The sequence below is a fragment of the Arthrobacter sp. Y3223164 genome, from assembly GCF_059091005.1.
Genome location: NZ_JBNHGF010000782.1, coordinates 1 through 600, shown reverse-complemented (window position 1 = coordinate 600; position 600 = coordinate 1). Strand labels below are relative to the sequence as shown.

The 600-nt window shown below is 73.8% G+C and carries 1 protein-coding gene; it reads left to right on the top strand.

The annotated features are described in order from the left end of the window. Positions 1-414 (top strand): aminotransferase class V-fold PLP-dependent enzyme (locus AC5RUJ_RS17980; RefSeq protein WP_494156482.1); only part of this gene is annotated, 414 nt, incomplete at its 5' end. Between the last annotated feature and the right edge of the window lie 186 nt (positions 415-600).

Genomic DNA, 600 nt, shown 5'->3' with positions numbered 1-600 from the left:
GTCGCCACCGCGTTGTCGCTGGCCGGGGGCGAGCGGGCGGCCGACGCCGGCCGGCTCACGCGCTACCGCGACTACCTGATCGACACCGTCCTGCGGGAACTGCCCGGGACCATGTTGACCGGTCATCGCAGCGAACGGCTGCCCGCCAGCGCCTCCTTCTGCTTCCCGGGAACCTCCGGCGAGGCGGTGCTGCTGGAACTGGAACGCCGCGGGGTGGTCTGCTCCAGCGGGTCGGCCTGCGCCGCCGGCTCCGACGAGCCGTCCGCGGTGCTGCTGGCCATGGGAATCGAACCGTCCGTGGCGCAGACCGCGGTGCGGCTGACCTTCACGGCCGGCGTGAAGGAAGCCGAGATCGCCCTGGCGGCCCGCTCCGTCGTCGCCGCCGTCCAAGAGGTCCAGGCGCTGCGGCGCTGAGGTTCCCGACGACGCCCCGGGACACGGCGCGGTCCTATACCGGACCGGTCCTCCCGCTGGGTACGGTGGAGTCCTCACGGACCGGAGGGGAGCGCAGCATGATCAGGCGAAGGATTCCGGGCCGGGGTGCCGCCGCGGCGCTGTGCGTGGCGCTCGTGTCCGGCTGCGGCCTGCTGCCCGACGACG